This window comes from Pseudomonas sp. F2 (assembly GCF_057174385.1).
This window is the reverse complement of the sequence record NZ_CM169904.1, coordinates 4,070,774-4,087,869: the sequence shown is the minus strand read 5'-3', so window position 1 is coordinate 4,087,869 and position 17,096 is coordinate 4,070,774. Positions and strand designations below refer to the sequence as shown.

Genomic DNA, 17,096 nt, shown 5'->3' with positions numbered 1-17,096 from the left:
ATCGTTCTCCTCGAAATGTCGTGGTTCAGACCGCGACCCGATGATCTGCAAGCACCGGGCTGCTGACGCGGTAGATACCAATCTCACCTAACAGATTAGGCCATAGCTTACTGGCCCACCCGTGGCGGTGCTGTTGATCCACGGCAAGCCGATCAATGACCTTCGCATCACGTTCGCGGCAAAGTTCTTCAAAGTCTTCGAAGGTGCAGAAGTGAATGTTCGGCGTGTTGTACCAGGTGTACGGCAGAAATTCCGATACCGGCATGCGGCCCTTGCTCGCCAGGTACCAGCGGCAGCGCCAGTGACCGAAGTTGGGGAAGGTGATGATGCACTGACGACCGACCCGCAGCATTTCGTCGAGGATCTTGTCCGGGTAATGCACGGCTTGCAGGGCCTGGGTCATGACGACGATGTCGAAACTGTTGCTGGCGAAGTTGCCCAGCCCTTTGTCCAGATCCTGCTCGATGACGTTGATGCCCTTGGCCACGCATTCGGCGATGTTATCGGCGTCGTTTTCCAGGCCATAACCGGTGACGTTCTTGTTGTCGCGCAGCCAGGTCAGCAGTTCGCCGTCGCCGCAGCCGAGGTCGAGCACGCGGCTGCCGGCGGGGATCCATTCCTGGATGATTTCCAGATCAGCTCTCATGGCTTGTTCACACCGTAATTCGGTTCATGTAATTGCCGAACGCCTGCAAATAGCGCGGGATCGGAATCAGGAAGGCGTCGTGGCCCTGTGGCGCATCGATTTCCAGATAGCTCACGTCTTTGCGTGCCGCCATCAGCGCGTCCACCAGTTCCCGCGAGCGGGCCGGGGAGAAGCGCCAGTCGGTGGTGAATGACATCACGCAGAACTTGGCGGTGGCGTTTTCGAAAGTTTTCGCCAGGTTATCGTCGAAGTTCGCCGCCGGATCGAAGTAGTCCAGCGCCTTGGTCATCAACAAATAGGTGTTGGCATCGAAACGCCCGGAGAATTCTTCGCCCTGATAGCGCAGATAGCTTTCGACCTGGAACTCGACGCTGTGGAAGTCGTAGTTGAGCTTTTCGCTCTTCAGGCCGCGACCGAATTTTTCGCCCATCGAGTCGTCGGACAGGTAGGTGATGTGCCCGACCATGCGCGCCAGCATCAGCCCGCGCTTGGGGATCACGCCGTGTTCCTGGAACGAACCACCGTGGAATTCCGGGTCGGTGAGGATCGCCTGACGCGCGACTTCGTTGAAGGCGATGTTCTGTGCCGACAGCTTGGGCGCTGAGGCGATAGCCAGGCAGTGACGCACGCGATCCGGGTAGGTGATCGTCCACTGCAAGGCCTGCATGCCGCCGAGGCTGCCACCGATCACGGCGGCGAACTGACGAATGCCGAGCCGGTCGGCCAGACGCGCCTGGCTGTGCACCCAGTCTTCCACGGTGAGCACCGGGAAGTCGGCGCCGAATGGCTTGCCGGTTTCCGGATTGATACTGCTCGGGCCGGTGGAGCCGTTGCAGCCGCCCAGATTGTTCAGGCTGACCACGAAGAACTTATTGGTGTCGATCGGTTTGCCCGGGCCGATGCAGCTGTCCCACCAACCGGGCTTGCGGTCGTCGGCGCTGTGATAGCCGGCGGCATGATGATGCCCGGACAAGGCGTGGCAGATCAGCACGGCGTTGCTCGCCTGTGCGTTCAGCGTGCCGTAGGTTTCGTAGATCAGGTCGTAGGCGGGCAGCGAACGGCCGCAGGCCAAAGCCAGAGGTTCACTGAAGTGCGCCGTTTGCGGCGTCACCAGACCAACAGAATCGGGGGGAAAGGCAGCTGGCATCGACCCTGCTCTCGTTGAAATGAGGCGTAAGTCTAAAGACCGGGGGGGTTAGCGGCAAGCAACGATGGGGCCTGATCGTTGATTGAGCGAAGTCCTTGTGGTGAGGGGATTTATCCCCGATGGCTGCGTAGCAGCCCAGTCATCTTTGGCCGTGCCGGAAGAATGGGGTTGGCAACAACAAGGGGCCGCTTCGCGACCCATCGGGGATAAATCCCCTCACCACAGAGGATCAGGCCGGACGTACCAACCCCGGCAACTCCGGCAGCTTCTTCGGCGCACGGATCTTCACCCGTTTCTGCCGGTTCAGCTCGCCACTGAGCAAACTGACCTGGCTTTTGGACACCCCAAACGCCTTGGCCAGAAAGCCCATCAGATACGCATTGGCCTTGCCCTCGACCGGCGGCGCGGTGAGGCGGATCTTCAGGCGGTCACCGTGCAGCCCGGCGAAATCATCGCTGCGGGCTCCCGGTTGCAGATGACATTCGAGGATCAAATCGTCCCCATCCCAGCGAAACCAGCTCACATCAGCAGGCGCAGGATTTCCGGCATCATCGTCATCGCCGCCAGATTGTTGATCACCAGCATGTCGATCAGCTTCAGCGCCAGAAAGGCGAAGATCGGCGACAGGTCGAGACCGCCGAGGTTCGGCAGGATACGGCGGAACGGTGCCAGCGCCGGCTCGCAGATCTGGTTGACCAGTTCAGCGCCCGGGTTGTGGCTGCCTGGGGCGACCCACGACAGGATCACGCTGATGATCAGGGCGAAGAAGAAGATCTTCAGGAACAGCGCGGTCACGCCGATGATCGACCAGATGAACAGCTGCAGCGGGTTGCCGGTGGTGCCGTAGGTCAGCAGCAGGGTCAGGGCCATCAGGGCCAGTTGCACCAGAATTGCCAGCACCAGCGATGACATATCCAGGCCGAACAGGCTCGGGATGATCCGGCGCAGTGGCTTGAGCAGCGGCTGGGTGGCCTTGACCACGAACTGGCACAGCGGGTTGTAGAAATTCGCCCGCACCAGTTGCAGGACGAAGCGCAGCAGCACAATCAGCAGGTACAGGCTGCCTAGGGTTTGCAGCACGTAAACCGCTGCGGTGTTCAATCCAATCATGTAAGGCTCCTTATTTGCCCAGTTGTTCGGCCATTTCGGCCGAGCGGTGCGCGGCGGCGCCGAGTGCTTTTTCCACCAGGGCTTCGAAGCCATCAGCCTGGAATGATTTGATTGCAGCCTCTGTGGTGCCATTTGGCGAGGTCACGCGGCGGCGCAGTTCGGCGGCGTCGACATCGCTGGATACCGCCATGTGCGCGGCGCCCAGCGCCGTTTGCAGGGTCAGTTGCTCGGCGATTTCCTTGGGCAGGCCGAGTTTGACGCCGGCGGCGGTCATCGCTTCGATCAGCAGGAAGAAGTACGCCGGGCCGGAACCGGAGACGGCGGTCACGGCATCGAGTTGCTGCTCTTCGTCCAGCCACAGCGCAATGCCCACGGCGGACAGCAGCTCTTCAGCCTGCTGACGCTGTTCGGCAGTCACTTCGCTGGTGGCGTACAAACCACTGACGCCCTGACGCAGCAGCGCCGGGGTGTTCGGCATGCAACGCACGATCGGCTGCTCGCCGAGCCACGCAGTCATGCTCGCGCAGGTGATGCCGGCGGCGATCGATACCACCAGTTGATGCGGTTTCAGGCTTGGACGGATGGCTTCGCACACGGCTTTCATCGCCTGTGGCTTGACCGCCAGCACGATCACATCGACACCGTCGATGGCTTGCGCGTTGTCGGCGAAGGTTTCGATGCCGTGTTCGGCGCTGACGCGTTGGCGGGTTTCTTCACCCGGATCGCTGGCGCGGATGTGGCTGGCTTGCAGACCCTTGGCGCGCAGGCCGCCAATCAGACTGGCGGCCATGTTGCCGGCACCGATAAAGGCAATACGTGTGTTGCTCATGTCAGGTCCTTTTTCAGATGGCTGTCGGTCATTGCTGACCGTAATCTCTGGCCCCAAACAGGGCGGTACCGATCCGCACCCAGGTGGCGCCTTGGGCGATGGCCGACTCGAGGTCGTGGCTCATGCCCATGGAAAGTGTGTCGAGCGGCAGATTCAGGCTGGCCTGCAAACGTTGTACGGCAGCAAAAGCGGCGTCTTGTTCGGCGCGATCTTCGGTCGGCTCGGGAATCGCCATCAGCCCGCGCAATTTCAGCCGGGGCAGGGTGCTGATGGCCTCGGCCAGCGCCGGCAGGTCGGCCGGGGTGCAGCCGGACTTGCTGGCTTCACCGCTGACGTTGACCTGAATGCAGATGTTCAGCGGCGGCAGCTCGGCCGGGCGCTGTTCGGACAGGCGTTGGGCAATTTTCAGGCGATCCACGGAGTGCACCCAGTCGAAATGCTCGGCGATAGCGCGAGTCTTGTTCGATTGAATGGGGCCGATGAAGTGCCAGATCAAGGGCAGGTCGGCCAGTTCGAGCTGTTTGCCCAAGGCTTCCTGCAGATAGTTCTCGCCAAAGTCACGCAGGCCGGCGGCGTAAGCTTCACGCAGGTCCTGCGCGGGTTTGGTTTTGCTGACCGCCAGCAACTGCACGCTGTTTTCACTGCGCCCGGCCGCTGCGGTGGCAGCCTGGATGCGCGAACTAACCAGTTGGATGTTGTCTGCTATCGTGGACATCAAGAGGCGCCGGCGGTCTGAAGGTTCGCGGCATTCTACTGGAATTGAGGGACGCTATGGATATCACTGAACTGCTGGCGTTTAGCGCCAAACAGGGCGCTTCCGACCTGCACCTGTCGGCCGGCCTGCCGCCGATGATCCGCGTTGATGGCGATGTGCGGCGGATCAATCTGCCGGCGCTGGATCACAAGCAAGTGCACGAATTGATCTACGACATCATGAACGACACCCAGCGCGTCGACTTCGAGAAACACCTGGAAACGGATTTCTCGTTCGAAGTCCCTGGCGTCGCGCGTTTTCGGGTCAATGCGTTCAACCAGAACCGTGGCGCCGGTGCGGTGTTTCGCACCATCCCGTCGAAAGTGCTGAGCATGGAAGACCTCGCCATGGGCGATGTGTTTCGCAAGATCACCGATGCGCCACGCGGGCTGGTGCTGGTGACCGGGCCGACCGGTTCCGGCAAATCCACCACGCTGGCGGCGATGATCGACTACCTCAACACCCATCGCCATCATCACATTCTCACCATCGAAGACCCCATCGAGTTCGTCCACGAATCGCGCAAATGCCTGATCAATCAGCGCGAAGTCCACCGCGATACCCGCAGCTTTGCCACGGCGTTGCGTTCGGCGCTGCGCGAAGACCCGGACGTGATTCTGGTGGGCGAGATGCGCGACCTGGAAACCATCCGCCTCGCACTGACTGCCGCCGAGACCGGGCATCTGGTGTTCGGCACGCTGCACACCACTTCAGCCGCCAAGACCATCGACCGGGTTGTCGATGTGTTCCCGGGCGACGAGAAGTCCATGGTGCGTTCGATGTTGTCCGAGTCGCTGCTGGCCGTGGTGTCGCAGACGCTGATCAAGAAGATTGGTGGCGGGCGGGTAGCGGCGCACGAAATCATGCTGGGAACGTCGGCGATCCGGAACCTGATCCGCGAGGACAAAGTGGCGCAGATGTATTCGGCGATTCAGACCGGTGGGTCGCTGGGGATGCAGACACTCGACATGTGCCTGAAGGAGCTGGTGACCAAGGGCTTGATCAGCCGCGAGAATGCGCGGGAAAAGGCGCGTACGCCGGATAATTTCTAAAGGCTGGATTACGCCTGTGGCGAGGGAGCTTGCTCCCGCTTGAGCGCGTAGCGCTCACAAGATTTTGGGGCTGCTGCGCAGCCCGGCTGGAGCAAGCTCCCTCGCCACAGTTGATCGTGTTTCAGCGCTGAACCACGCGCATCTGCTTGCCGCCCGGTTCTTTCGGCAGCACACGCTTGGCAACCACGTAATGCTGTTCCCAGTACGGCTTGTTCAGCGTATCGATGCTGACCGCTTTGCCACGGCGGGGTGCGTGGATGAAGCGGTCGTTGCCCAGGTAGATGGCAACGTGGTTGACCCGACGGCTCTTGATGTTGAAGAAAATCAGGTCGCCCGGCTTCAGATCCTTGCGTTCGACTTTCTCGCCATGCCCGCTGGCCATGGCGTTAGAGGTGCGTGGCAGGTCGAACGTGGCGTCGTTGAACGCATATTTGACAAGACCGCTGCAGTCGAAGCCTTTACTTGGGCTGCTGCCGCCCCAACGGTAGGGAGTACCGAGGACGTTCACCGCACGGCTCAGGACGTTGCTGCTTTCCTTGTTTGCCATCGGTGGCACCAGCTTGCCGTGACTCTTGCTGGCAAGCGTGGTGTGTTTCGTTTGTTTGCTGCTCTTGCTCGAAGGAGCCGAAGCATGGGATTTAGGGGTGAAACCGTTAACGTTGGGAAGACGTTGCTCACGATTGGTGGCGTGGGCGGCCAGTGGCATTAATAGGCAAATAGTTAGCCATGTCTTGAAAAATGGTCGCATTAGGCGTGGCTCTTAGGTGGTAGCGCGCAACTTTATAACAGCTTTTTTGTCCCTTCCGAGGCCGTTGGTCGATTCAATCGGGAGGCAACGGAACCAAACAAGCGGCAAATGGACGCGATTGTCCGACAGAAGTCCGGTGGTATAAGGCTTTGACGGACGACACAGTAACATTTGCCGTACGTCGGCTCCCTGTAAAAAAGTCACAAAGAATTAAAGAAAATTTATCTATCGAGTGAATCGAGGTCTTCATGAACCGCTATCAGCAGGTCGCTGCACCGCAGGATACGCACAGCAAAATCATCGGTTATCTGCTGTGGATTTTTGGTTTCACCGGCGCTCACCGCTTCTATTACGGCAAGCCGGTGACCGGGACGATCTGGTTCTTCACCTTCGGTCTGCTGGGCATTGGCTGGCTGATCGACGTGTTCCTGATCCCGGCGATGGATCGCGAGGCGGATCTGCGTTTCACCGCAGGGCCGATCGAATACAACGTGGCGTGGATTCTGCTGACGTTCCTGGGCGTGTTCGGCGTGCACCGGATGTACCAGGGCAAGTGGATCAGCGGATTGCTGTATCTGCTGACCGGCGGGTTGTTCTTTATTGGTGTGCTGTATGACTTCTGGACCCTGAATGATCAGGTGTCGGTGCGCAACGCGCAGAATCGCGGCGCCTTTCAGTAACCTGTGGCGAGGGGATTTATCCCCAATGGGGCGCGTAGCGGCCCTAAAACATTCAACCGCGGAGGAACTGAAATCACCGCGGTTGTAGATCGAGGGCTGCTGCGCAGCCCATCGGGGATAAATCCCCTCGCCACAATGTCCCTCAGCAGCCGGTTACGCCTGGTGGCTGATCCGCCCGTCCACCAGCGTATAGCGCACCACACCCGGCAGGCTGTGCCCGAGGAACGGGCAGTTCTCGCCCTTCGACAGCCAGCCTTCGCCGGCCACGGTGGAGGCTTTCGGGTCGAACAGCACGATATCGGCCGCACCACCGACTTCCAGTTTGCCCGCCGGCAAACGCAGCGCGTCCGCAGGCCCAGTGCTCAGGCGCGCCAGCAGGGTCGGCAGATCCAGCAAGCCATCCTCGACCAGCGTCATCGCCAGCGGCAGCAGCAATTCAACGCTGCTGATGCCCGGCTCGGTCGCGCCGAACGGCGCCAGTTTGGCGTCGCGTTCGTGCGGCTGGTGATGGCTGGAGATCGCCGACACCACGCCGGATTTCACTGCCTCGCGCAGGCCGTCGCGGTCGGCACGGGTGCGCAGCGGCGGTTGCACGTGATACAGGCTGCTGAAGTCGATCAGCGCTTCATCGGTAAGGATCAGCTGATACAGGGCGACATCCGCCGTAACCTTCAAACCACGGGCCTGCGCCTGAGCGATCAGGGCCACGCCGCGCGCGCTGGTCAGTTGGCTGAAGTGCGCGCGCACGCCGGTCTGCTCGACCAGCAGCAGATCGCGAGCGAGGGCCACGGTTTCCGCAGTTTCCGGAATGCCCGGCAAGCCAAGGAAACTGGCGACCGCGCCTTCATGGGCCAGACCGCCATCGGCCAGATCGTGATCCTGCGAATTGAAGATCACCGTCAGGTCGAAAGTGGCCGCGTAGTCCAGCGCCCGGCACAGGGTGCGGGTGTTACGGAAACTCTCCAGACCGTTGCCGAACGCCACACACCCGGCGTCGCGTAGCGCCACCAGCTCTGCCAGCTGTTCGCCGTCCAGGCCTTTGCTCAGCGCGCCAATCGGAAACACCTTGGTGTTGCCGGCTTCGCGGGCGCGGTCGAGGATCAGTTCGGCCACGGCCGAGGTGTCGAGTACCGGTTTGGTTTTCGGCGGGCAGCACAGGCTGGTCACGCCGCCAGCCGCCGCGGCGCGGGTCTCGCTGGCGATGCTGCCTTTGCGGCTGTAGCCCGGTTCGCGCAGGGCGACGTTCAGATCGACCAGCCCGGGCGCGGCAACGAGGCCTTGAGCGTCGATGGTTTCAACGGCAGTGAAACCGGCGGGTGCGGCGCCGAAGGCGACGATCTTGCAGGCTTCAACGTGGATATCGGTGATTTGATCCAGGCCGCTGCTTGGATCGATGACACGGGCGCCGAGAATGCTGAGCTTCACTGGGCGTTCTCCTGCTCGAATTGACGTTGCGCTGTTTGCCCGCTCATGGCCATGGACAGCACGGCCATGCGGATCGCGATGCCGTAGGTGACTTGATTGAGGATCACTGAATGCGGGCCGTCGGCCACCGCAGACTCGATTTCCACGCCACGGTTGATCGGCCCCGGGTGCATGACGATGCAATCGGGCTTGGCCCCGGCCAGACGCGCGGTGGTCAGGCCGAACAGGCGGTAGAACTCGCCTTCACTCGGCAGCAGGCCGCCGCTCATGCGCTCGCGCTGCAGGCGCAGCATGATCACCACGTCGACGTCCTTCAGGCCTTCGTTCATGTCGGTGTAGACCTTGACCCCGTACTGCTCGATGCCGATCGGCAGCAGGGTCTTCGGCGCGATCACGCGGATGTCCGGGCAGCCGAGGGTCTTCAGGGCGAGCATGTTCGAGCGCGCGACCCGCGAGTGCAGGATGTCGCCGACAATCGCCACCGAGAGGTTTTCGAAACCGCCCTTGTGCCGACGGATGGTGAGCATGTCGAGCATGCCCTGGGTCGGGTGCGCATGACGGCCGTCGCCGCCGTTGATGATCGCCACCTGCGGGCAGACATGCTCGGCGATGAAATGCGCGGCGCCGGAATCACCGTGGCGCACGACGAACATGTCGGCGGCCATCGCTTCGAGGTTGCGCAGGGTGTCGAGCAGGGTTTCACCTTTGCTGGCCGACGAAGTCGACACGTTCAGGGTGATCACGTCCGCCGACAGCCGCTGGGCCGCCAGTTCGAAGGTGGTGCGGGTGCGGGTGGAGTTTTCGAAGAACACGTTGCACACGGTCTTGCCGCGCAGCAACGGGACCTTCTTCACCGCCCGGGCACCGACTTCGAGGAACGAGTCGGCAGTGTCGAGGATTTCCGTCAGCAACTCGCGGCGCAGGCCATCGAGCGAGAGGAAGTGGCGCAGCTGGCCCTGATCATTGAGCTGCAGCGGGCGCTTGGTATCTAGAGGCGTCATCGCGAGGGGGACTCTCAATAAGGGCGGGTTAGGAATTCAGGTCTTGCAGTTCGAGCGTCAGCGGTTCCGGGCCGGACAGCTTCACGCGCTCGTTGGCGGCCAGCGACAGCGTCGCGCCGACCACGTTCGGGCGGATCGGCAGCTCGCCGGCATCCAGGTCGAGCAGGCAGACCAGGGTCACGCTGGCCGGGCGGCCGTAGTCGAACAGTTCGTTCATGGCGGCGCGGATGGTCCGGCCACTCATCAATACGTCGTCGATCAGCACCAGATGCTGGCCTTCGATCTCGAAGGGCAGGGCCGACGGACGCACTTGCGGGTGCAGGCCGTTCTGGCTGAAGTCGTCGCGGTAGAAGGAAACATCCAGCGTGCCCAGCGGCGCGTCACTGCCCAGTTCCTTGAGCAGGGCCTGCGCGACCCAGATACCACCGGTGCGGATGCCGATGTAACGCGGCTCGCGGATATCACGCTGGGCCAGGTGCGCCTTGAGGCGGGTCGCCATCTGGCTGATCAGATCGGCGGGATTGGGCAGGCTCATGGTTGCTCCTTCTTGGGGCCGAGCCGGGTCCTTGGACGCGGCTCGGGTCGTAGCTCAAAAGAAAAGCGCCGAAGCGCTTGTCAGGATTCAAACAATGCAGTGTTTTCATCGAGCCAGCCCTGCAGCAGCAGAGCGGCGGCGATGGCGTCCACCGGGTTGTCGCGGTAACTGCCTTTCTGCCCGCCACGCACCAGTCGCTCACCCTTGGCTTCAAAGGTGGTCAGGCGTTCGTCGTGGGTATAGAAGGGCACATTGAAGCGGCCATTGAGACGGCGGGCGAATTTCTCCGCGCGCAGGCACATCTCGCTGGGCGTGCCGTCCATGTTCAGCGGCAGGCCGACCACCACGGCGTCGGGTTTCCATTCCTTGAACAGCGCTTCGACCTGATTCCAGTCGGGCACGCCGTTCTGCGCTTTCAGGGTGCACAGCTCGCGGGCCTGGCCGGTAATCACCTGGCCGACCGCAACGCCGATCTGTTTGGTGCCGTAGTCGAAGCCGAGAATCAGGCGCAGGGCCATCAGGCGTGCCCCGCCTGGCTGGTCAGCAGGCTGAGGTTGATCCCCAGGTGCCGTGCCGCCGCTTCCAGACGCAGCTCGCTGCTGGTGTTGAACAGGATGTCGGCGTCGTACGGGCAGGTCAGCCAGGCGTTGTCGGCCAGTTCAGCCTCCAGTTGCCCGGCTTCCCAACCGGCGTAGCCGAGGGTGATCACGCTTTTCGCCGGGCCCACGCCGTCGGCGATGGCGAACAGCACGTCCTGAGAAGTGGACAGCGCCAGATCACCTTCGAGCTCAACGGTGGCCTGAAAGGTCTTGCCGGCCGGGTGCAGGACGAAACCGCGATCAGTCTGCACCGGGCCGCCGATGAAAATCGGCACGTGCTGGCACAGCGCTGGCGGATCGATGTCCGGGCGCAATTGCTCGAGGATGTCAGCCAGATTCAGCTCTTGCGGTCGATTGACCACCAGCCCCATGGCGCCATTGGCCGTGTGCTCGACGATGTAGGTCAAGGTGTGGGCAAAGTTCGGGTCGGCCATGTGCGGCATGGCGATCAGGAAGTGATGCTTGAGGTAGCTGGGGCTGACGTTTTTCATGAGCGATAGTGTGGCGTTCAAGGGGCGAACTGACAAGCTGAGGATCAGAGAACAACGCAGATCCATTGTTGAAGTTGAACCTTTGTGGTGAGGGGATTTATCCCCGATGGGGTGCGAAGCGGCCCTCAATCCATTGACGTGATATGCCTGACATACCGAGTGTGCTGGTTTTGCGACTGCTTCGCAGCCGATCGGGGATAAATCCCCTCACCACAAAAAACCTGTATGCCGGCGGTCAGTTACTGGAGAGTTTGTCGCCCCGGGCGAATTTCCAGGTGCGGATGATTTCCAGTCGGTCGATATCCGACAGATCGCCGGTAAACGGCGCGAACGGTGCCGCCAGCCGGACGATGCGCTGCGCCGCCTGATCCAGCAGCGGCTGGCCGGAGGACTCCAGCACCAGCACTTCATACAGCGAGCCATCGCGGTTGATCGAAACCATCAGGCGCAGGTTGCCGTAAATCTGCTTGCGCCGGGCTTCTTCCGGGTAATTGAGGTTGCCGATGCGCTCGACCTTCTTGCGCCAGTCGTCCTTGTACCAGGCGCCCTTGTCGCGCATGGTCGAGGCCGCGCTCAAGCGGTGAATGCGCGGGCGCTTGGCGTATAGCTGTTGTTCGTTGGCCAGTTCGGCTTCGAGGCTGGCGATGTCGCTGGACAGCTGCGAGCTGTCGAACGTCGGCGCGTTGACCGCAGGCTTGGTTTCGGTTTTGGTTTCTTCTTTCTTGGTCGGCGCCTTTTGCTGTTTCGGCGCCACGGTGGTCACCGCAGCCTTGGGCGCTGCTTCGCGCACTTCCGGCTTGGCGGCCGGTGGCGGGGTGACCTTCTTGACCTGGTTATCCTGGAACGGCGCGACCTCGGTGGTTTTGGGAATCGCCTTCTTGTCGAGGGTGCCGCTGCCTTCCTGGTTTTCCTGAGCGAGAAAATCCGCCTTTTTCGGCTTGGTTTCGCTCTTGAAGGTAGCGAGGGTGATTTCCAGGGTTTTACTGATCTGCTTGGGCTCGACCATGGTGAAGCCCACGCCGAGCAGCAGCGCCAAATGAATCAGCGCCGCCAGAAACAGGGTAAAGCCGAGGCGATCGGCCGGGCGCACGCCACGATGGGCGAGTTCTGCGGGCAGATCGGACGGGAGGGTCATGACAAGAAAACCAACATCGCGTTTTTCAGAGGCTGCGCATGATAACGCAATGTTGGTTTCACGCCTTGGGCTTCACGCTTCAAGCGACAGACTGCATGTGACGTGCATCAAGCTTGTGGCTTTTTGCCGGCGGCTTGCAGTTTCTTGTCGATCGCGTCCATCAGCATGCCGCCGATGTCGGTGCCGAACGCGTTGTCGATTTCGCGGATGCAGGTCGGGCTGGTGACGTTGATTTCCGTCAGGTGTTCACCGATCACATCCAGACCGACGAACAGCAGGCCTTTCTCACGCAGGGTCGGGCCGACTTGCGCGGCGATCCAGCGATCCTTGTCGGTCAGCGGCCGCGCTTCGCCACGACCACCGGCCGCGAGGTTGCCACGGGTTTCGCCTTGAGCCGGAATTCGCGCCAGGCAGTAATCCACCGGCTCGCCGTCGATCATCAGGATGCGTTTGTCGCCGTCGACGATGGCCGGCAGGTAGCCCTGAATCATGATCTGCTGCTTGCCGTGCAGCGTCAGGGTTTCAAGGATCACCGACAGGTTCGGGTGACCGGCGGTATGACGGAAGATCGACGAACCGCCCATGCCGTCCAGCGGCTTGAGGATGACATCGCCATGGTGGTCGGCGAATTCACGCAGCACGTCCGGACGACGGCTGACGATGGTCGGCGGCGTGCACTGCGGGAACAGCGTGGCGAACAGCTTCTCGTTGCAGTCGCGCAGGCTCTGCGGTTTGTTGACCACCAGCACGCCGGCGGTTTCGGCCTGTTCCAGCAGGTAGGTGGAGTAGACGAACTCCATGTCGAACGGCGGATCCTTGCGCATCAGGATCACGTCCAGGTCGCTCAGCAGGTTGTCCTGCTCGGCGTCCAGTTCGAACCATTTTTCCGGGTTAGCGAAGACTTTCAGCGGCTTCATGCGCGCCCGGGCCTGACCTTCGGCCTGATACAGGTCGCGCTGTTCCATGTAGAACAGTTCCCAGCCACGTTTCTGCGCGGCCAGCAGCATGGCCAGCGAGCTGTCCTTTTTATAGGAAATGCTGGCGATAGGGTCCATGACAATCCCGACGCGAACGTTCATTGGGTTTTCCTCGAAAATTGGCTACCGGATCGGTATTGAAAAAGTGCCGCCAGAGTGGCTCCGGGCGGGTTTTCGGTCAAGGAAAAACCCGTCGATAGATTGCATCTGGAGACTGTGCTAAAAAGGCTGGCATAGCGTGCTGGCCCTTGAGCATCAAGGGTTTCCAGCCATTACTCATCGCAAAACGGACAATTTGATTCGCAAAGGCGACGGTAGAGCCCCCTTATGGAACAGCAGTCCAGCGCCTTGAAGGTCATGGTGATCGACGACTCGAAAACGATTCGTCGCACCGCCGAAACGCTGTTGAAGAATGTGGGCTGCGAGGTCATCACGGCCATCGACGGCTTCGACGCGTTGGCCAAGATCGCCGACAACCACCCCGGGATCATTTTTGTCGACATCATGATGCCGCGTCTGGATGGTTATCAGACCTGCGCTTTAATCAAGAACAACAGTGCGTTCAAGGCCACGCCAGTGATCATGCTGTCGTCGCGTGACGGGCTGTTCGACAAGGCCAAGGGGCGGATTGTCGGTTCTGATCAATTTTTGACCAAGCCTTTCAGCAAGGAAGAACTGCTCGACGCGATTCAGGCCCACGTTCCGGGCTTTGCCGCCGTTTTGCCGCAGTAAGACACGTACAGTGACGTTCGGCCAACGGGCCGGGAGTCGACAAGAAAAATGGGGAAGACCATGGCACGTATCCTGATCGTCGATGATTCGCCGACTGAAATGTACAAACTCACCGGCATGCTGGAAAAGCACGGCCATGAAGTGCTCAAGGCCGAAAACGGCGCCGACGGCGTGGCCCTGGCCCGTCAGGAAAAACCCGACGCGGTGTTGATGGATATCGTCATGCCCGGCCTCAACGGTTTTCAGGCCACCCGCCAGTTGACCAAGGATGCCGAGACCAGCCATATCCCGGTGATCATCATCACCACCAAGGATCAGGAAACCGACAAGGTCTGGGGCACCCGCCAGGGCGCCAGGGATTACCTGACCAAACCGGTCGAAGAAGACATGCTGATCAAGACCCTGAACAACGTGCTGGCCGGTTGATCGCGCGACCATGAGCGAATCGCTGACCGCGTTCGAACTGCTGTGGCAGATCGACCAGCGCTGCCGCCTGCTGGCGGCGGACCTGCCGTCGCAACCCGGCCGCCAGGATCGCTGGAGCGGTATTGGTTTTCGCCTCGGCGAGCACTGGTATGTCACGCCGATGGGTGAAGTCAGCGAAGTGCTGCACGAACCACGCTGCACTCAATTGCCCGGGGTCAAGCCATGGGTCAAAGGGGTGGCTAACCTGCGTGGGCGCTTGCTGCCGATCATGGACCTGTGCGGCTTCTTCGGCCACGAGCTGTCACCGCTGCGCAAACAGCGGCGGGTGTTGGTGGTGGAGCACAACGACGTGTTCGCCGGGCTGCTGGTGGATGAGGTGTTCGGTTTGCAGCATTTCGAGCAGGACAGCTTCGAACCGATCTCGATCAGCAAACGCCAGGGTTCCAAGGCCGAGTTCGTCAAAGGCTATTTCCGGCGCGAGCAGAACTGGCGGGTGTTCAGCCTGTTTGCGCTGGCCAGGTCGCCGGTGTTCATGAGCGTCGCGATATAGTCGAAGCACCATAAATATATGGGGTGGGAGTCTGTGGCGAGGGGATTTATCCCCGATGGTTGGCGAAGCCAACCCAAAACCTGCATTCGCGATGTTCCAGATACCACTCAGTTTTGGGGCCGCTGCGCGACCCATCGGGGATAAATCCCCTCACCACAAATCCCACAGTGGACCGTGGCAGGTTTCATAGGCGAGGACCGATGACAAAAGCAAAAACAGGCAAGTCGGCAGAAGGGTCGCGCAGTCGTTCGCAGATCATCGTGCTGTTCATCGCACTGATCGTGTTCATCATGCTGCTGTTCGCCAACTTCGCCTACCTCAACACCCAGGCCAACTACGACAAGCAGTACATCGGCCACGCCGGTGAGCTGCGGGTGCTGTCGCAACGCATCGCCAAGAACGCCACCGAGGCCGCCGCCGGCAAGGCTGCCGCGTTCAAGCTGCTGAGCGATGCGCGCAACGATTTCGCCCAGCGTTGGGGTTATCTGAAGAAGGGCGACCCGGCCACCGGTCTGCCGCCTGCGCCGGCCACCGTGCGCCCGGAAATGCGCGCGGTGCAGCTGGATTGGGAACGCCTGCTGAAAAACACCGACGCGATTCTCTCCAGCGAACAGACCGTGCTCTCGCTGCATCAGGTCGCCGCGACCCTGGCCGAAACCGTGCCGCAGTTGCAGATCGAATACGAAAAAGTCGTCGAAATCCTCCTGCAACGCGGCGCCCCGGCGGCGCAAGTGGCGATGGCCCAGCGCCAATCGCTGCTGGCCGAACGCATCCTCGGCGCGGTCAACACCGTGCTCGCTGGCGACGAAAACTCGCAGCAGGCCGCCGACGCGTTTGGCCGCGACGCCACCCGTTTCGGCCAGGTGCTCAACGGCATGCTGCAGGGCAACCCGACCCTGAAAATCAGCCAGGTCGAAGACCGCGATGCCCGCGCACGCCTGAGTGAAATTTCCGAGCTGTTCCAGTTCGTCTCCGGCTCCGTGGACGAAATCCTCGAAACCTCGCCGGAGCTGTTCAAGGTCCGTGAATCGGCGAGCAACATCTTCAGCCTGTCGCAGACCCTGCTCGACGAGGCTTCACACCTCGCCAGCGGTTTCGAAAACCTTGCCGGCGGACGCAGCACCGACACCATTGGCGGCTACGTCCTGGGCTTGCTGGCACTGGCCTCGATCATCCTGATCGGCATGGTCATGGTCCGCGAAACCAACCGCCAGTTGCGCGAGACCGCCGAGAAGAACGAGCGTAACCAGAACGCGATCATGCGCCTGCTCGACGAGATCGAAGACCTCGCCGACGGTGACCTGACGGTGACCGCCTCGGTGACCGAAGACTTCACCGGGACCATCGCCGATTCGATCAACTACTCGGTCGACCAACTGCGCGATCTGGTCGCCACCATCAACCTCACCGCCGGCCAAGTGGCTGCCGCCGTGCAGGAAACCCAGGCCACTGCCATGCACCTGGCCCAGGCCTCGGAGCATCAGGCGCAGCAGATTTCCGAAGCCTCGACGGCGATCAGCGACATGGCCCAGTCGATCGATCAGGTGTCGGCCAACGCCGCTGAGTCCTCGGCGGTGGCCGAGCGTTCCGTGGAAATCGCCAACAAGGGCAACGAGGTGGTGCACAACACCATCCACGGCATGGACAACATCCGCGAACAGATTCAGGACACCGCCAAACGCATCAAGCGCCTCGGCGAGTCGTCGCAGGAAATCGGTGACATCGTCAGCCTGATCGACGACATCGCCGACCAGACCAACATCCTCGCGCTCAACGCGGCGATTCAGGCGTCGATGGCGGGGGATGCCGGACGCGGGTTTGCCGTGGTTGCCGATGAAGTGCAGCGACTGGCCGAGCGCTCGTCCGCCGCCACCCGGCAGATCGAAACCCTGGTGCGGGCGATTCAGACCGACACCAACGAAGCGGTGATTTCCATGGAGCAGACCACCACCGAAGTGGTGCGCGGCGCGCGACTGGCGCAGGATGCCGGAGTGGCGCTGGAAGAAATCGAAGGGGTATCGAAGACCCTTGCCGCGCTGATCCAGAGCATCTCCAACGCGGCGCAACAGCAGACCTCGTCGGCCGGGCAAATCTCGCTGACGATGAACGTGATCCAGCAGATCACCTCGCAGACTTCGTCTGGCTCGACCGCCACCGCCGAGAGCATCGGCAACCTGGCGAAGATGGCCAGTCAGCTGCGCCGTTCGGTATCCGGTTTCACCTTGCCGTCGGCGTCCGCGACGGACAAGGCGTGAGTGG

20 protein-coding genes are annotated in these 17,096 nt (G+C 61.4%); 6 read left to right on the top strand and 14 right to left on the bottom strand.

Features of this window, described 5'->3' with window-relative positions:
- Window positions 1-25 precede the first annotated feature (25 nt).
- The 6 genes from metW to AC193Q_RS18390 all read right to left on the bottom strand — a co-directional run bounded on the left by metW (window position 26) and on the right by AC193Q_RS18390 (window position 4,447).
- On the bottom strand, window positions 26-646 hold the full coding sequence (gene metW / locus AC193Q_RS18415) for a methionine biosynthesis protein MetW (RefSeq protein WP_003229126.1): 621 nt from the start codon (window positions 644-646) through the stop codon (window positions 26-28).
- Window positions 647-653: 7 nt separating this feature from the next.
- Window positions 654-1,793, bottom strand: a complete 1,140-nt coding sequence (gene metX, locus AC193Q_RS18410; RefSeq protein WP_239778342.1) for a homoserine O-succinyltransferase MetX — start codon at window positions 1,791-1,793, stop codon at window positions 654-656.
- A 229-nt stretch (window positions 1,794-2,022) separates the two neighbouring features.
- A complete protein-coding gene (locus AC193Q_RS18405; RefSeq protein ID WP_483878661.1) occupies window positions 2,023-2,316 on the bottom strand; it encodes a DUF167 domain-containing protein in 294 nt (97 codons plus the stop codon).
- Window positions 2,313-2,903: a YggT family protein gene (locus AC193Q_RS18400; RefSeq protein WP_047297137.1), complete on the bottom strand. Its 591-nt coding sequence runs from the start codon at window positions 2,901-2,903 to the stop codon at window positions 2,313-2,315. The genes AC193Q_RS18405 and AC193Q_RS18400 overlap by 4 nt, the downstream gene beginning before the upstream one ends.
- A gap of 10 nt (window positions 2,904-2,913) precedes the next feature.
- On the bottom strand, window positions 2,914-3,732 hold the full coding sequence (gene proC, locus AC193Q_RS18395) for a pyrroline-5-carboxylate reductase (protein WP_047297136.1): 819 nt from the start codon (window positions 3,730-3,732) through the stop codon (window positions 2,914-2,916).
- A 28-nt stretch (window positions 3,733-3,760) separates the two neighbouring features.
- Entirely contained in the window at window positions 3,761-4,447 is a 687-nt protein-coding gene (locus AC193Q_RS18390; RefSeq protein WP_095668099.1) for a YggS family pyridoxal phosphate-dependent enzyme, read from the bottom strand.
- 56 nt (window positions 4,448-4,503) lie between these two features.
- On the opposite strand from AC193Q_RS18390, the gene AC193Q_RS18385 reads away from it, so the two are divergent.
- Window positions 4,504-5,538 carry a type IV pilus twitching motility protein PilT gene (locus AC193Q_RS18385; protein WP_121187656.1) on the top strand — a complete coding sequence of 345 codons (1,035 nt, stop codon included), beginning with the start codon at window positions 4,504-4,506 and terminating at the stop codon, window positions 5,536-5,538.
- Window positions 5,539-5,659: 121 nt separating this feature from the next.
- Here AC193Q_RS18385 and AC193Q_RS18380 read toward each other — a convergent pair whose 3' ends face one another.
- Window positions 5,660-6,286, bottom strand: coding sequence for a C40 family peptidase (locus AC193Q_RS18380; RefSeq protein WP_108184091.1), 627 nt, complete (start codon window positions 6,284-6,286; stop codon window positions 5,660-5,662).
- Between the two features lie 248 nt (window positions 6,287-6,534).
- Between AC193Q_RS18380 and AC193Q_RS18375 the strand changes: the two genes are divergently transcribed.
- Window positions 6,535-6,966, top strand: coding sequence for an NINE protein (locus AC193Q_RS18375; RefSeq protein WP_007964113.1), 432 nt, complete (start codon window positions 6,535-6,537; stop codon window positions 6,964-6,966).
- A 153-nt stretch (window positions 6,967-7,119) separates the two neighbouring features.
- On the opposite strand, the gene AC193Q_RS18370 is transcribed toward AC193Q_RS18375, so the two are convergent.
- The 7 genes from AC193Q_RS18370 to gshB all read right to left on the bottom strand — a co-directional run bounded on the left by AC193Q_RS18370 (window position 7,120) and on the right by gshB (window position 13,231).
- Window positions 7,120-8,391, bottom strand: coding sequence for a dihydroorotase (locus tag AC193Q_RS18370; RefSeq protein ID WP_047297133.1), 1,272 nt, complete (start codon window positions 8,389-8,391; stop codon window positions 7,120-7,122).
- Window positions 8,388-9,392, bottom strand: coding sequence for an aspartate carbamoyltransferase catalytic subunit (locus AC193Q_RS18365; RefSeq protein WP_041063517.1), 1,005 nt, complete (start codon window positions 9,390-9,392; stop codon window positions 8,388-8,390). Before AC193Q_RS18365 ends, AC193Q_RS18370 begins: the two co-directional genes overlap by 4 nt.
- Window positions 9,393-9,420: 28 nt before the next feature.
- The gene (gene pyrR / locus AC193Q_RS18360) at window positions 9,421-9,927 is read right to left on the bottom strand and encodes a bifunctional pyr operon transcriptional regulator/uracil phosphoribosyltransferase PyrR (RefSeq protein WP_121187653.1); all 507 of its coding nucleotides are present in this window, start codon (window positions 9,925-9,927) and stop codon (window positions 9,421-9,423) included.
- A gap of 80 nt (window positions 9,928-10,007) precedes the next feature.
- Window positions 10,008-10,445, bottom strand: coding sequence for a Holliday junction resolvase RuvX (gene ruvX, locus AC193Q_RS18355; protein ID WP_003229101.1), 438 nt, complete (start codon window positions 10,443-10,445; stop codon window positions 10,008-10,010).
- Window positions 10,445-11,017: a YqgE/AlgH family protein gene (locus AC193Q_RS18350; RefSeq protein ID WP_011336368.1), complete on the bottom strand. Its 573-nt coding sequence runs from the start codon at window positions 11,015-11,017 to the stop codon at window positions 10,445-10,447. Before AC193Q_RS18350 ends, ruvX begins: the two co-directional genes overlap by 1 nt.
- Window positions 11,018-11,252: 235 nt before the next feature.
- On the bottom strand, window positions 11,253-12,152 hold the full coding sequence (locus tag AC193Q_RS18345) for an energy transducer TonB (RefSeq protein ID WP_007964106.1): 900 nt from the start codon (window positions 12,150-12,152) through the stop codon (window positions 11,253-11,255).
- Between the two features lie 107 nt (window positions 12,153-12,259).
- Window positions 12,260-13,231 carry a glutathione synthase gene (gene gshB, locus AC193Q_RS18340; RefSeq protein WP_121187651.1) on the bottom strand — a complete coding sequence of 324 codons (972 nt, stop codon included), beginning with the start codon at window positions 13,229-13,231 and terminating at the stop codon, window positions 12,260-12,262.
- A 225-nt stretch (window positions 13,232-13,456) separates the two neighbouring features.
- On the opposite strand from gshB, the gene pilG reads away from it, so the two are divergent.
- The 4 genes from pilG (at window position 13,457) to AC193Q_RS18320 (ending at window position 17,092) form a co-directional block, all read left to right on the top strand.
- Window positions 13,457-13,861 (top strand): twitching motility response regulator PilG, encoded by a 405-nt coding sequence (gene pilG / locus AC193Q_RS18335; protein WP_041063509.1) that lies wholly within the window; start codon window positions 13,457-13,459, stop codon window positions 13,859-13,861.
- 60 nt (window positions 13,862-13,921) lie between these two features.
- Window positions 13,922-14,287 carry a twitching motility response regulator PilH gene (gene pilH / locus AC193Q_RS18330; protein WP_047297146.1) on the top strand — a complete coding sequence of 122 codons (366 nt, stop codon included), beginning with the start codon at window positions 13,922-13,924 and terminating at the stop codon, window positions 14,285-14,287.
- Between the two features lie 10 nt (window positions 14,288-14,297).
- On the top strand, window positions 14,298-14,837 hold the full coding sequence (locus AC193Q_RS18325; protein ID WP_047297131.1) for a chemotaxis protein CheW: 540 nt from the start codon (window positions 14,298-14,300) through the stop codon (window positions 14,835-14,837).
- A gap of 200 nt (window positions 14,838-15,037) precedes the next feature.
- Window positions 15,038-17,092, top strand: coding sequence for a methyl-accepting chemotaxis protein (locus AC193Q_RS18320; RefSeq protein WP_047297130.1), 2,055 nt, complete (start codon window positions 15,038-15,040; stop codon window positions 17,090-17,092).
- Window positions 17,093-17,096 lie beyond the last annotated feature (4 nt).